General features: G+C 58.5%; 12 protein-coding genes and 1 pseudogene. 6 read left to right on the plus strand and 7 right to left on the minus strand.

From position 1 onward, the window contains the following. Positions 1-279: 279 nt before the first annotated feature. Positions 280-1,080, minus strand: a complete 801-nt coding sequence (locus ACIN8IBEIGE_RS17900) for a MarR family transcriptional regulator (RefSeq protein ID WP_160015835.1) — start codon at positions 1,078-1,080, stop codon at positions 280-282. A 316-nt stretch (positions 1,081-1,396) separates the two neighbouring features. Here ACIN8IBEIGE_RS17900 and ACIN8IBEIGE_RS17905 point away from each other — a divergent pair, with 316 nt between their 5' ends. The 3 genes and pseudogenes from ACIN8IBEIGE_RS17905 (at position 1,397) to ACIN8IBEIGE_RS17915 (ending at position 2,584) form a co-directional block, all read left to right on the plus strand. Further along, positions 1,397-1,693: a hypothetical protein gene (locus ACIN8IBEIGE_RS17905; protein ID WP_178124313.1), complete on the plus strand. Its 297-nt coding sequence runs from the start codon at positions 1,397-1,399 to the stop codon at positions 1,691-1,693. Between the two features lie 25 nt (positions 1,694-1,718). Continuing rightward, positions 1,719-1,847: pseudogene (locus tag ACIN8IBEIGE_RS17910) on the plus strand (IS3 family transposase); the annotation flags it as partial. A 353-nt stretch (positions 1,848-2,200) separates the two neighbouring features. Then, positions 2,201-2,584, plus strand: a complete 384-nt coding sequence (locus ACIN8IBEIGE_RS17915) for an AlpA family transcriptional regulator (RefSeq protein WP_160015836.1) — start codon at positions 2,201-2,203, stop codon at positions 2,582-2,584. 14 nt (positions 2,585-2,598) lie between these two features. On the opposite strand, the gene ACIN8IBEIGE_RS17920 is transcribed toward ACIN8IBEIGE_RS17915, so the two are convergent. From ACIN8IBEIGE_RS17920 to ACIN8IBEIGE_RS17945, 6 genes are all read right to left on the minus strand, one after another. Then, positions 2,599-3,123, minus strand: a complete 525-nt coding sequence (locus tag ACIN8IBEIGE_RS17920; RefSeq protein WP_160015837.1) for an AlpA family transcriptional regulator — start codon at positions 3,121-3,123, stop codon at positions 2,599-2,601. A 4-nt stretch (positions 3,124-3,127) separates the two neighbouring features. Continuing rightward, positions 3,128-3,403 (minus strand): hypothetical protein, encoded by a 276-nt coding sequence (locus ACIN8IBEIGE_RS17925; protein WP_012019489.1) that lies wholly within the window; start codon positions 3,401-3,403, stop codon positions 3,128-3,130. Between the two features lie 60 nt (positions 3,404-3,463). Next, positions 3,464-4,720: a site-specific integrase gene (locus ACIN8IBEIGE_RS17930; RefSeq protein WP_160015838.1), complete on the minus strand. Its 1,257-nt coding sequence runs from the start codon at positions 4,718-4,720 to the stop codon at positions 3,464-3,466. 301 nt (positions 4,721-5,021) lie between these two features. Beyond that, positions 5,022-6,602, minus strand: coding sequence for a glutamine-hydrolyzing GMP synthase (gene guaA / locus ACIN8IBEIGE_RS17935; RefSeq protein WP_160015839.1), 1,581 nt, complete (start codon positions 6,600-6,602; stop codon positions 5,022-5,024). A gap of 278 nt (positions 6,603-6,880) precedes the next feature. Then, positions 6,881-8,350 carry an IMP dehydrogenase gene (guaB, locus tag ACIN8IBEIGE_RS17940; protein WP_090376031.1) on the minus strand — a complete coding sequence of 490 codons (1,470 nt, stop codon included), beginning with the start codon at positions 8,348-8,350 and terminating at the stop codon, positions 6,881-6,883. Between the two features lie 129 nt (positions 8,351-8,479). Beyond that, a complete protein-coding gene (locus tag ACIN8IBEIGE_RS17945) occupies positions 8,480-9,031 on the minus strand; it encodes a sugar ABC transporter ATPase (RefSeq protein WP_160015840.1) in 552 nt (183 codons plus the stop codon). A 105-nt stretch (positions 9,032-9,136) separates the two neighbouring features. Here ACIN8IBEIGE_RS17945 and xseA point away from each other — a divergent pair, with 105 nt between their 5' ends. The 3 genes from xseA (at position 9,137) to ACIN8IBEIGE_RS17960 (ending at position 12,752) form a co-directional block, all read left to right on the plus strand. After that, positions 9,137-10,516 carry an exodeoxyribonuclease VII large subunit gene (xseA, locus tag ACIN8IBEIGE_RS17950; RefSeq protein ID WP_160015841.1) on the plus strand — a complete coding sequence of 460 codons (1,380 nt, stop codon included), beginning with the start codon at positions 9,137-9,139 and terminating at the stop codon, positions 10,514-10,516. A gap of 51 nt (positions 10,517-10,567) precedes the next feature. Then, positions 10,568-11,392, plus strand: a complete 825-nt coding sequence (locus ACIN8IBEIGE_RS17955) for a peptidoglycan DD-metalloendopeptidase family protein (RefSeq protein WP_160015842.1) — start codon at positions 10,568-10,570, stop codon at positions 11,390-11,392. A gap of 109 nt (positions 11,393-11,501) precedes the next feature. Continuing rightward, positions 11,502-12,752 (plus strand): mechanosensitive ion channel family protein, encoded by a 1,251-nt coding sequence (locus ACIN8IBEIGE_RS17960; RefSeq protein WP_160015843.1) that lies wholly within the window; start codon positions 11,502-11,504, stop codon positions 12,750-12,752. Positions 12,753-12,941 lie beyond the last annotated feature (189 nt).

The raw sequence follows: 12,941 nt of genomic DNA on the forward strand, positions 1-12,941 counted from the left end.
GAATAGCCTTGATCCAAAACCAGGCCTGCTGCTTCGAGTTTGAAATCTGTACTGAATGATCTTCTGGTCACGTAAACACCTCATTGCTGGGCGAAGCTTAACGCCCTATCGGGGTGTCCAGAATCATTGAGCCACAACATTGTATGGTGCTTGTTCATAGCGACGTCTCCTGATTAGAAAAAACCAGCCTATCGCTTTGAATTCAATTCTGGCCTTCAATTCGGCCCCAAAACAGGGTCAGGTGAGGGGCAACCCCTAGCGAGTATGTAGATAATCCATCTACTTGGGTGTCCGCTCCCGAAATTGATTGGCTGCAGCGACAGCCGCCTTTGATGGTCTTGCCGCTACCTTCTTCTCGATTTTCCCAGCAACCGTTGCATCACTCAGAGCATCCCAATAGCTTCCGATTCCCCTGACCAAATACCGGTTTGTCCTGTCCTTGGTTTCCGAGTAGTCCGCCTGGCGGAATGAGATGAGGTCCATGTGATAGAGCATGGTGATTGCATCGGCGATCTGATGGCGCCCCACTCCAGTGAGTTGAGACAGGCGATCATAGGACAGGATTGCTAAACCGCCTCGATTCCCATCGCGGTAGGCCAATAGGGTCATATAGACCTTGAGTGAGCTCAAGGAGGCCTTGCTAAAGACGAACTCCGTCAAGCGCAGCATTTTGATTCCTGGGCTTCCATCAAAGAGCCAGCGCTTGGGAATGCGCCCGTAGTAATCGTCATCAAGCCAGCCTGTGATGCTGATCATGGTGCCCTTCTTCAGGGGCTGCGCGATCCGACGAATCAACCCCTCAGCCTCAAGGCGCTTGAGACCCTTTGAAACGATTGGTCGGGACAGGTGAGCCAGTTTGACCAGTCTGTCGTATGTCACCTGCGCCAAGCCCGTTCTGAAATCCGCAGAACAGCAGATCACCAGGTAAAGCCTGAGAGCAGCAATGCTGGAGTTGATGAGGCCTTTCTCATCACTAGCGAAAGGCACCTTAGGATTTCGAGCGCTAAAGCTGGTCAAACCGCCCTTCTGAATCCACACGATAGGAACCTTGCTCCACTCAGGAATTCGCTGCTCACTCATTTGTGGATCTTCCAGACAGTAATGAACAAGCCAATGCTAAGCACCAGCACACAGCAAAGCGCTAGCGTAAGCGGATCTGCATTCAGAACGCTGGTAACTAGAGTAACGATGGTTTTCATTGTTTAGCCGTCCTAATAAGCCATCAACGGCACGAACAATGACTGACCCTGTGAGAATATATCTAGATATAGGCGTGTGCTTAAAATCGCCTACAACCCCCGTTTTAGAGCTGAATTGTCAAAAAAATTATAGTAAAACTGAGTGAGCTCAGAGAATGCTATATTGATTATCAAGACAGCAATATTGAAGGCGGCGGATGGAAACTTTCGATGAGCAGCACCTATCCATGATGCTGAGTCGTGATGTCGCGAAGGCTGAATTCAGGGAGATCGACCTGGATGGCGCTCGAGGCTTTATCTTAGTGATAGAGGGCAACCGTAGACGCTTAGCTGTGCTGCGCACCCAGAGAGGGCCGTGGCGACTCTTCAAAGACCTCGGGCGCGCTGCCAGCCTCCTTAGAGAGCGAGGCGTGAATCAGTTCACGGTCAAATTGCTTACTGCTGATGCAGAAAAGCCGGAAGGGGACGTGGCTCCGTATAAGGATTTATTCTGAAACCCTTATCGCTGCTCACCCGCGAGAAGCCCGCAGTGACGTGCTCGATTACATCGAGATGTTCTACAACTCCAAACGCCGGCACAGCAGCGCTATGCAGCTATCGCCAGCGGAGTTTGAAAAACGCTATTTCCAGAGTTTGGAGAGGGTCTAGAATTCAGTACGAATGCGGTCATATGGAAAAGCAAAAACTGACCGTTTCACGGTACAAAAAACAGTACGCTAGCGGTACAGTGACCAGCTTCTAGAAATTTCGCTAAATTATGCTCAACACTAATAACCACAATACTTTCAGCTCACTGTACCTGCGCTAAGCTACGCACGATTTTACTGGGTTTGCAGCGTTTCTAGGCAACTCATAATCCTTTGGTCCACGGTTCGCAACACGCCCCAGAACTGAGCAGGAACTTCAACACAGCCTGGGCCGGAAGTAGCCATGCCAGACTACGCCACAGCAAGTTGCCTCACCTGGTATTGAAATCCACCATCTCCCCATGGAGCGTAATCATGGAGATAGAGATGGATACTTCTGCGCGTACAAATGATGCTCTCGACACTGCGTCCGGGCAGCCCCTCCCCTTACCGGGCACGGAAGCCTACGAGTCGCTTCCGCAGTTCCCTCAGGGCACTCCTCTGCCCTTCCGGCGAACAATTCGCAAGCATGAGCTGAGGCAGATCGTCCCCCTGGCTGAATCAACGATCTACGAAATGGAGCGCCGTGGCGAGTTCCCAAGGCGATTCAACCTGACACCACGTTGCGTGGTCTGGGATCTGGCCGAGGTGGAGGCCTGGATAGAGGAGCGCAAGCGGGCTCCTCGGGTCAATATCAGCAAGCCGGATGTTTACCTAAGGAAAACCCGCCCTGTCCGAGCGGGCTCAAACCAAGCATGAAGTCGGCGCAGTCCTCATCCGACAAGGGCTTGCAGTTCCTTGGAGGCGGGCCGCGTTAGGCGCCGTTCTTCCTTGGCTAGATTGGCCTGCAGGGCCACCTGAGCCACGTCCAAGACACCGCTAGGCAGCAAATAACTGCCTTTGGACTGCAGCCAGGTCAGCACGTCTGCCAGGTGCCAGATCGATGCGCTGCCCTCATGTACCGGCGTAGGGAAGCTACTCGGATAAGCCAACATCAGCTTGCGCATGTTCTGGCGCGACACGCCGACGATCTCAGCCACATCAGTGAGACCGACCAGATCCGGTGCCACCTCGATCAGCCTTGCCAAAGGTACGGCACCGCGTACGTCAGCAAGGGCACTGCGCACAGCCTCCTCAGCGCTCTCCGCTTCACGGGTGAACTCCAGCGCCAGACGACCTGGTTGACCAATGCCGATCAGGGCATCGTCGCATCTGGCCTCACCGAGGCGCTCGACCAACGCTTCCGGGTCACGGTCATCGTCGGCCAGTTGGTATTTCAGTGTGAAGGTGTATTCCATAGCGCTACTCCTCTGCACCCTCAGCGGTCTGCCGCTGTTTACGGTGCGTGGTGCAGTTGTCGACGACGCGCCTAAGGGCACGCGCATGGTTGCCTGGGTTCTTCGGTGTGCTCCACACGCTGGTGATGCAGAATTCGCCGCAGCGACACTCTTCATCGTTGTAGGGGCAGTAGATTCGCCCCCAAGCGTGGCTACCTCCAAGCTCTATGCGCCAGCCCTGTTCTTCGGCATGCCTGAGTGCTTCTTCGACCTCTTTCTTCGAGTGTGAAGGACGGGTCATAAGTGATCTCCAGTATTCGCATGACCGGCATAGTTGTCAACTGACAACCCTGCACTTTCCTTAAACCGTGGCACTCAACACCGGCACCGCAACGCTGTCCGGCAGCAGTTGGGGAGCATGAGTGCGGCCATCGATCCAAGCGTCGATCATGTCCGCCCACTCCTGCAGCATGTGCCGGCGCTGCTCCGCGTATTCGGCCTTGTTGTAGACCGAACGAGAGGAGCGGCCATCCTCGTGAGCCAAGCATTTCTCGATCCAGTCGCCGTTGAAGCCCACCTCATTGAGCAGCGTGGAACCAGTCCGGCGCAGGTCGTGGACGGTGAACGGTTCTAACGGCAGGCCTGCATCCTTCGCACGGGAGGCGATGAGCTGAGTGATACGGTTCAGGGTGGCGTGCGACATACAGCGGTAGATGTCATAGCGTGAGGGCAACACATACCGGGAACCAGCCGCACAGGTGTGCAGCGCCACGAAGATGTCTAGGGCCTGGCGCGACAGGTAGACAACGTGTGGGTTACGCCCCTTCATCCGCTCCCTAGAGATCGTCCAAGTGGCGTTCTCGAAGTCCACCTCGCTCCAGCTTGCCTCGATCAGCTCGCTCTTGCGAACCAAGGTCAGCAGCACCAGCCGCAAGGCCAGCTTGATCGTGGGATACGCGGCGATGGACTCCAGTTGATGGAAGGCCAGCCGAATTTCGGTCGGGCTCAGTGCCCGATCCTTCGGCACGAAAGTGGCGATGGAGGACGCCTTAACATCGTCAGCCGGATTCTCGACTTTCTCACCATGCAGGATCGCGAACGCATAGATCTGTTTCACGATGTCGCGAATATGGACGGCAGTTGCAGGCGCCCCTCGAGCCTTCACTTTGGCACACAGGGCTCGCAGATCATCAGGGGTGATTTCGGTCAGCAACCGATTCTCGAAGACCGGCAGGATGTCGCGATCGATGATGCTTTTTCGCATCGCGCGCGTGCTGTCGGCCATGCGTGCGCCGGCCAACCACTTCGTCAGCGTTTCACCGAAATTCTTGGCAGCGTTCAAGCGCCGCTTAGCACGCTGCTTCTCCAGGGAGGGAGACTTGCCCAGAGCGACCATGCGCTTGGCATCGAACAGCTTCTCGCGAGCCATGGCCAGGGAAATGCCAGTTGGTCCATAGCGCCCGATAGTCAGCGTTTCTCGGCGTCCATTGAGACGGTAGTCATAGCGAAAGGTGACGGTACCGGTAGGCGATACCGTCACGTACATACCATCGCGGTCGGAGGCCTTGTACAGCTTGGATTTGGGCTTGAGATTGCGCAGTTTGGTATCAGTAAGCATCGAGGTTTTTACTCCTGTTCATGACGGCTTTTACCGTCAAGGGTCAGGAGACCTGTTGATGCCGGGAAAGCCGCACGGGGCAAGCTTTCCCTAGGAGCGATTTACCGTCAAAGACCGGTTTTGACCGGATAGTAAACAGAACGGTCTTAATCCGACCGCTGTTTACTACCGTCCCCGCTACCGCCAATCCGTTCTGCTAATCGGCGATAGGCCTCGATAACCATTACAACTAATTTTCTTTTAAATCAACACGTTGCAATTGGATATCGATACATCTCAATGGCCCCAGAAGGACCCGACATCACTCCCACTCGATGGTGGCAGGTGGCTTGCTCGACACGTCGTAGGTGACGCGGGAGATGCCTTCGATTTCATTGATGATGCGGCCGCTGACGGTTTCCAGCAGTTCGTAAGGCAGGTGCGCCCAACGTGCTGTCATAAAGTCGATGGTTTCCACCGCGCGCAGGGCGACGACCCAGGCGTAACGACGGCCATCGCCGACTACACCCACCGACTTCACTGGCTGGAACACCACAAAGGCCTGACTGACCTTGTGGTACCAGTCGGCCTTGCGCAGCTCTTCGATAAAGATATGGTCAGCACGACGCAGCAGGTCGGCGTATTCCTTCTTCACTTCACCGAGGATGCGCACACCCAGGCCCGGGCCTGGGAATGGGTGACGGTACACCATGTCGTAAGGCAGGCCGAGTTCCAGACCCAGGCGACGCACTTCATCCTTGAACAGTTCGCGCAGTGGCTCGACCAGTTTCAGGTTCATTTCTTCCGGCAGGCCGCCGACGTTGTGGTGCGATTTGATCACGTGGGCCTTGCCACTTTTCGCGCCAGCCGACTCGATCACGTCCGGGTAGATGGTGCCCTGGGCGAGGAACTTGATGTTGTCCAGCTTGCAGGACTCGGCATCGAATACGTCGATAAAGGTGCGACCGATGATCTTGCGCTTCTTTTCCGGATCGGCTTCGCCGGCCAGATTGCTGAGGAACTGTTCTTCAGCATTGGCACGGATCACCTTGACCCCCATGTTCTCGGCGAACATGGCCATCACCTGCTCGCCTTCGTGCAGGCGCAGCAGGCCGTTGTCGACGAAGACGCAGGTCAGCTGATCGCCAATAGCCTTGTGCAGCAGCGCGGCGACCACCGAGGAATCGACACCGCCGGACAGACCGAGCAACACGTTGGCGCTGCCAACCTGAGCACGCACATTGGCGATGGCGTCTTCAACGATGTTGGAGGCAGTCCACAGCGCTTCGCAGCCGCAGATTTCCAGAATGAAACGCGAGAGGATGCGACCTCCCTGCTTGGTGTGGGTCACTTCCGGGTGGAACTGCACGCCGTAGTAGCCGCGGCTGTCGTCGGCCATGGCGGCGATCGGGCAGCTCGGGGTGCTGGCGAGAATATGGAAGCCGGCTGGCATGGCGGTGACTTTGTCGCCATGGCTCATCCACACATCGAGGCCGAACACGCCGTCGTCATCGACGTGGTCTTCGATGCCATTGAGCAGGCGGGCTTTGCCGACGATATCCACGCGGGCGTAACCGAACTCGCGCAACTCGGAACCTTCAACCTTGCCACCCAGCTGCTCGGCCATGGTCTGCATGCCGTAGCAGATGCCGAACACCGGCACACCGAGGTCGAACACGGCTTTCGGCGCGCGCGGGCTGCCGGCTTCATGCACCGACTCCGGGCCACCGGCGAGGATGATGCCGCGCGGGGCGAAGGCACGGATATCCTCGTCGCTCATGTCGAACGGGTGCAACTCGCAATACACGCCGATCTCGCGTACGCGGCGGGCGATCAGCTGGGTGTACTGGGAGCCGAAATCCAGAATCAGGATGCGGTGAGCGTGGATGTCTTGATGAGCCATGGCCGTCTCTCGTAGCGGAATTCACAAATAACTCGGGGCTGCCCGTTTTTCTCAACAGCAACAGCCCCGTGCTTTCCTAATTTTTCCAAAAATCGATTTGCCGCGTCGCGAGTGCAGGTCAGGCAAGGCAGCGCCCGATCCCTTCGGGCTCGCTGCACTCACCCCATCCATGGGGATCGCGAAAAGAAGCGAGAAAGCGGAGTTGGCTGTAGCCAATGAGCATTTCGAGTTTCTTTTCAACGCAGCATGGCCAAGCACAGCAGCGTCAAATCGATTTTTTAGCCGACGCGATAGTTCGGCGCTTCCTTGGTGATCTGCACATCGTGTACATGGGATTCGGCCATGCCGGCGCCGGTGATGCGCACAAACTCAGGCTTGCTGCGCATCTCTTCGACCGTGGCACAACCGGTGTAGCCCATGGAGGCACGCAGGCCGCCCATCAGCTGGTGCACGATGGCGGCCATCGCGCCCTTGTACGGCACACGACCTTCGATGCCTTCCGGCACCAGTTTCTCAGCACCGGCCGAGGAGTCCTGGAAATAACGATCCGAGGAGCCCTGCGCCTGCGCCATCGCACCCAGCGAGCCCATGCCGCGATAGGCCTTGTAGGAACGGCCCTGGAACAGCTCGACCTCACCTGGTGCTTCTTCGGTACCGGCGAGCATCGAGCCGATCATCACGCAAGACGCGCCGGCAACGATGGCCTTGGACAGGTCACCGGAGAAACGGATACCGCCATCGGCGATCAGCGGCACACCGGTGCCAGCCAGAGCGGCAGCAACGTTGGCCACGGCGGAGATTTGCGGCACGCCAACACCCGCGACGATGCGCGTGGTGCAGATCGAGCCAGGGCCGATGCCGACCTTGACAGCATCGGCGCCAGCCTCGGCCAACGCCTTGGCGGCTTCGCCAGTGGCGATGTTGCCGCCGATCACCTGCACGTCCGGGAAGTTCTGCTTGACCCAACGCACGCGGTCGATCACGCCTTTGGAGTGACCGTGGGCGGTGTCGACGATAATCACGTCAACGCCGGCGTTAGCCAGTGCCGCGACGCGGTCAGCGGTGTCGGCACCAGTGCCGACGGCCGCGCCAACACGCAGACGACCCTGGTCGTCCTTGCTGGCCAGCGGATAGGCCTTGGCTTTCTCGATGTCCTTAACGGTCATCATGCCCTTCAAGCGGAAGGCATCGTCGACGATCAGGACTTTCTCGATGCGGTGCTTGTGCAGCAGCTCGCGCACCACGTCTTTGTCGGCACCTTCCGGGACGGTGACCAGACGCTCTTTCGGCGTCATTACTTCACGCACGGTGGCGTCCAGGCGGTTCTCGAAACGCACGTCACGGGAGGTAACGATGCCGACCAGGTCGCCATCGCTCAGCACCGGTACGCCGGAGATGTTGTGCATGCGGGTCAGATCGAACAGATCACGTACGGTAGCGTCGGCTTCGATTGTAATCGGGTCCTTGACCACGCCCGCTTCGTAGCGTTTGACCTTGCGCACTTCGGCAGCTTGCTGCTCGACGGTCATGTTCTTGTGGATGATGCCGATGCCACCTTCCTGAGCCATGGCAATCGCCAGACGGGCTTCAGTCACGGTATCCATGGCAGCAGAGAGCAACGGAATATTCAGTTCGATGCCACGGGTCAGGCGCGTTTTGAGGCTGACATCCTTCGGCAGAACTTCGGAATAACCTGGAATAAGTAGAACGTCGTCGAAGGTAAGAGCTTCTTGACTGATACGCAGCATGGCGGGGGCTCCCGGACGGGAAAATTGGAAGCGCGCCATTATACTCAGACGCCCCCCTGCACTCAATGCAAACAATCGCCTAGGAGTGCTGATCGTTGAGAGGCGCGTCGACAACGTCGCCGAACTGACTCAAAAGTCAACTCTTACCAGCGAGACCGGATAGCCCAAACGCGCAGCAAATTCGTCGAGAAAACTCGGCTTGAAACCGGCATCCGCCCAGTTATTGAAGATAAATCCCAGGTTGGAAAAACCGCAGGGCTGCAGAAACAGAAAGCCGTTGATGTCATCTTCATGGCCACACAGCGGGCAGATAAAGTTATCGGTCTGCCCCGGCATCCAGTCTTCCAGGCTGTCAAACAACCTTTCACCCACCTCGCGTCGGCACTCAGGACAACCGGCTTCCTCAAGAAAACCCGTAGTTGGGGTATAGATGCAGCGTTTGTAGATGATCTCCAGACCATGCACCGCCTGCCCAAAGGGCAACAGCTCCGGCCGTTCGACCACCCGCCGCGCGCCCTCGGCGATACCGTAACCCATATGTTTGAAGGTACGCCCGCAAGTGGTCAGCTGTTCTTCGATGATGTTCTGCTTGACCAGCCAGCGCACGATCAACCGCGCCCGCGCCTCGTGGCCGGGGAAGCTGGAAATCTGCGGAACGATGATCGCCTGCTGCTCACTCATATCGGAACTCGGTTTGCATTGAAGGCGCGCAGCTTAATGACCACAGAACGCCGGTCAAGGCCAATCCTCTATGGCCGACCGGGCAAAGCCTTTACTATGCCGGCCATGATCAAAGATCCTTTCCAACGCCTGAACCTCGACCGCGAGGTGCTCAGCGTCAGCCAACTGAACAACCGCGCACGCCTGCTGCTGGAAGATGTATTTGGCGGCATCTGGGTCGAGGGAGAAATCTCCAACCTGGCCAAGCCGGCGTCCGGGCATATCTATTTCACTCTTAAAGATAGTCAGGCCCAGGTGCGTTGCGCGCTGTTCCGGCAGAACGCCGCCAAGGTGCGCCAGGCGTTGCGCGACGGCCTGGCGGTGAAGGTGCGCGGCAAGGTCTCGCTGTTTGAGGGGCGCGGCGATTATCAGCTGATTCTCGATGCGGTGGAGCCGGCCGGCGACGGCGCACTGCGTCTGGCCTTCGAAGCGCTGAAAGAAAAGCTTAACGCCGAAGGGCTATTTGCCGCCGAAGCTAAAGTCGACCTGCCGGCGCACCCGAAACGTATTGGCATTATCAGCTCGCCGACCGGCGCGGTAATCCGCGACATTATCAGCGTATTCCGCCGCCGCGCTCCGCAGGTCGAACTGACCCTGATCCCCACCGCCGTTCAGGGCCGTGAAGCCACTGCGCAGATTGTTCGCGCCCTTGGCATTGCCGATGCAAAAGGCTTTGACGCGCTGATCCTGGCCCGTGGCGGCGGCTCGTTGGAAGACCTCTGGTGCTTTAACGAAGAGCCGGTGGCCCGCGCCATTGCCGCCTGCATCACGCCCATCGTCAGCGCCGTGGGCCATGAAACCGATATATCCATCGCCGATTTTGTCGCCGACGTGCGCGCGCCCACACCCTCGGCCGCCGCCGAACTGTTGGCCCCCGACAGCAGTGAGTTGGTGCAGCGCCTGCACAATCTCAAGCGCCGCCTGAACCTGCGCATGCAGCACCGTCTGGAGCGCGAACGCATGCGCCTGGACGGTTTGCAACGGCGCTTGCGCCACCCCGGCGAACGCCTGCGCCAGCACGCCCAGCGCGTGGATGACCTGGAGATGCGCTTGACCCGCGCCTTCGAGCGCCAGCTGAGTAGCCGCCGCGAACGCCTGACCCATCTGCAAACCCGCCTGCTCAGCCTGCACCCGGAACGTAACCTCAAGCTGTTGGATCAGCGCCTGCAGGCCCTGGCAGAACGCCTGCAACGCAGCATGCGTGAAGGCCTCAAAGCACGTCGCCTGCAGCTTCATAGCCAGGTGCAGACGCTGCACGCGGTCAGCCCACTGGCGACCCTCGGTCGTGGTTACAGCATCCTGCTGGATGAGCGCGGCCGCGCCATCCGCAATGCCGCTGACACCCAGCCAGGCCAGCGCTTGAAGGCGCGCCTGGGCACCGGGGTGCTGGATGTGCGGGTCGAAGATAACCATGTGCAGCCGGTTACCCTGTCGCTGCTCGACTGACCTTTTTATACAGGTGGATACGCTTCGCGTTATCCACCCTACGGATATTCAATGCGTCTATTCACTATGTTCACCCTGCTCTGCCTCGCCCTGCCCGTCCACGCCGAAGGTTTTATCAGCCGCCTACTCAATAAACCGGTACCCGGCGGCGTGGCGGTAGTCGATCTGGGACCAGCAACCAGCGCGCCTAAGGTTCGTTATCAAAACAAACCAGTGCTGGTGATCCATGAAGATCAGCAGCGCTGGATCGCCATCGTCGGCATCCCACTGAGCGTGAAACCCGGCGGCCAGCAGATCAGCGTCAACGGCAGCCAGACGCTGAGTTTTCAGGTCGGCAGCAAGCAGTACGTCGAGCAGCGCATCACGCTCAAGAATCAGCAGCAGGTCAATCCGAACGCCAAGAACCTTGCACGCATCGAGCGCGAACTGGCCGAGCAGACCCGTGCCTACCAGCAGTTCAGTACGCGCCAACCGAGCAACCTGCTGTTCGACAGGCCGATCAACGGCCCGCTGTCGAGCCCCTTCGGCCTGCGCCGCTTCTTCAATGGCGAGGAGCGCAACCCGCACTCGGGCCTGGATTTCGCCGCCAATAGCGGCACACCGATCAAGGCCCCGGCCGCAGGCAAGGTGATCCTGACTGGTGACTATTTCTTTAACGGCAAGACGGTGTTTGTCGATCACGGCCAGGGCCTGATCAGCATGTTCTGCCACCTCTCAGTCATCGACGTAAAGGTCGGCGATGAGCTGCCACGCGGCAGCGTACTCGGCAAAGTCGGCGCCACCGGCCGCGCCACAGGCCCGCACTTGCACTGGAACGTCAGCCTGAACGATGCGCGAGTCGACCCGACAATCTTTATCGGTGCCTTCAAGCCCTGAAGGGATTGCGCCTGGGTTCACAGCCGCCGCTTTGTTATGGTCTGCCCGTGCGCAATCGAGGGGCCCGTGCTGAACGCCCGTCTTCACCGTCCGAACTAGGGAGCTTGATATGCCGCAAGCGCTTGCCTCATGGCTTGACTGGCTGCAACAACACGCCGAGATTTTTACCCTGATTAGCGCCAGCCTGCTCCTGCTGAGCGCCTGGCTAAGCAACTGGCTGGTCAAACGAATACTCGTGCGCGCCGTGTGCCACATGATCGACGCCACCGCCCTGGGGCGTAACGCACAGAACCTGGATAACGAGCTGATCAAGCGCATGGCCAACATTGTCCCGGCACTGCTGATCAGCGCGGGCATCGGGCTGGTTCCCGGCCTTCCGGAAAGCCTGGTCAGCGTGACACGCAATGTCTGCAGCGCCTTTATCGTGCTAACCGTTGCGCTGGCCTTGAGCCTCCTGCTGGATATTGCCAACACCCTCTACAACCTGCGCGATGACGCGCACCTGCGGCCGATCAAGGGCTACCTGCAGGTGCTGAAAATCGGCCTGTTCGCCGTCGCCGCAATACTCATGATCGCCACGCTGATCGACCGCTCGCCGCTGATCCTGCTGTCGGGCCTGGGGGCCATGGCCGCCGTACTGATGCTGATTTTTCAGGACACCCTGCTGTCCCTGGTCGCCAGCGTGCAGATTTCCTCCAGCGATATCGTGCGTGTCGGCGACTGGATCGAGATGCCGCAGCTGAACGCCGACGGCGATGTCATCGATATCGCCCTGCACACGGTCAAGGTGCAGAACTGGGACAAGACCATCACCACCATCCCGACCAAACGCTTTATCAGCGACCCGTTCAAGAACTGGCGTGGCATGCAGGAGTCCGGCGGGCGGCGGATCAAGCGCAGCCTGCTGCTTGATCAAACCAGCATCAGCTTCCTCAGTCCGGAGCAGATCACCCGCCTGCAGCGTTTTCTGCTGCTTGGCCAATACCTGAACAGCAAGCAGAGCGAACTGCTCAGCTGGAACAGCGCCCTGGCCGAGGCCAGCCAGGAGCCGGCAAACACTCGGCGGGTTACCAACATCGGCACCTTCCGCGCTTACGTCGAACACTACCTGCGTCAACACCCAGGCATCCACCAGGAGATGACCCAGCTGGTCAGGCAGATGAACCCGACCGCAGACGGCCTGCCGCTGGAACTCTACTGCTTCACCAACACCATCGCCTGGGCACGCTATGAAGCCATTCAGTCGGATATCTTCGACCATCTGCTGGCGATACTTCCCGAGTTCGGCTTGCGGGTGTTCCAGCACCCTAGCGGGGCGGATATGCGCGAACTGAAACATAGCTTGCTGCCTGGCGCTTAGCCCTGATGCCGCAGCGGGCGACCTAAGCACCTGACGCCGCCCGCAATTCAAACGCACACCTACGAGCTTTTACGCAAAATTAATCGTCAAACAACGCCAGCGACGCACTCAAGCACCAATTTTCTAGCATTGCTTGCCAGCTTTGACCTCAAAGATTAGGGTTGGCGCTATGAATACCCATCACACCCT

It is taken from the genome of Pseudomonas sp. 8BK (assembly GCF_902506475.1).
GTDB lineage: Bacteria > Pseudomonadota > Gammaproteobacteria > Pseudomonadales > Pseudomonadaceae > Aquipseudomonas > Aquipseudomonas anguilliseptica.

Bases quoted from the DNA above. Each gene is read 5' to 3' on its own strand.
- ACIN8IBEIGE_RS17945 (WP_160015840.1), bottom strand. From the start codon at position 9,031: ATGAGTGAGCAGCAGGCGATCATCGTTCCGCAGATTTCCAGCTTCCCC.
- ACIN8IBEIGE_RS17905 (WP_178124313.1), top strand. From the start codon at position 1,397: ATGGAAACTTTCGATGAGCAGCACCTATCCATGATGCTGAGTCGTGAT.
- ACIN8IBEIGE_RS17925 (WP_012019489.1), bottom strand. From the start codon at position 3,403: ATGACCCGTCCTTCACACTCGAAGAAAGAGGTCGAAGAAGCACTCAGG.
- ACIN8IBEIGE_RS17930 (WP_160015838.1), bottom strand. From the start codon at position 4,720: ATGCTTACTGATACCAAACTGCGCAATCTCAAGCCCAAATCCAAGCTG.
- guaB (WP_090376031.1), bottom strand. From the start codon at position 8,350: ATGCTGCGTATCAGTCAAGAAGCTCTTACCTTCGACGACGTTCTACTT.
- ACIN8IBEIGE_RS17960 (WP_160015843.1), top strand. From the start codon at position 11,502: ATGCCGCAAGCGCTTGCCTCATGGCTTGACTGGCTGCAACAACACGCC.
- ACIN8IBEIGE_RS17955 (WP_160015842.1), top strand. From the start codon at position 10,568: ATGCGTCTATTCACTATGTTCACCCTGCTCTGCCTCGCCCTGCCCGTC.
- ACIN8IBEIGE_RS17900 (WP_160015835.1), bottom strand. From the start codon at position 1,080: ATGAGTGAGCAGCGAATTCCTGAGTGGAGCAAGGTTCCTATCGTGTGG.
- guaA (WP_160015839.1), bottom strand. From the start codon at position 6,602: ATGGCTCATCAAGACATCCACGCTCACCGCATCCTGATTCTGGATTTC.
- ACIN8IBEIGE_RS17920 (WP_160015837.1), bottom strand. From the start codon at position 3,123: ATGGAATACACCTTCACACTGAAATACCAACTGGCCGACGATGACCGT.
- xseA (WP_160015841.1), top strand. From the start codon at position 9,137: ATGATCAAAGATCCTTTCCAACGCCTGAACCTCGACCGCGAGGTGCTC.
- ACIN8IBEIGE_RS17915 (WP_160015836.1), top strand. From the start codon at position 2,201: ATGGAGATAGAGATGGATACTTCTGCGCGTACAAATGATGCTCTCGAC.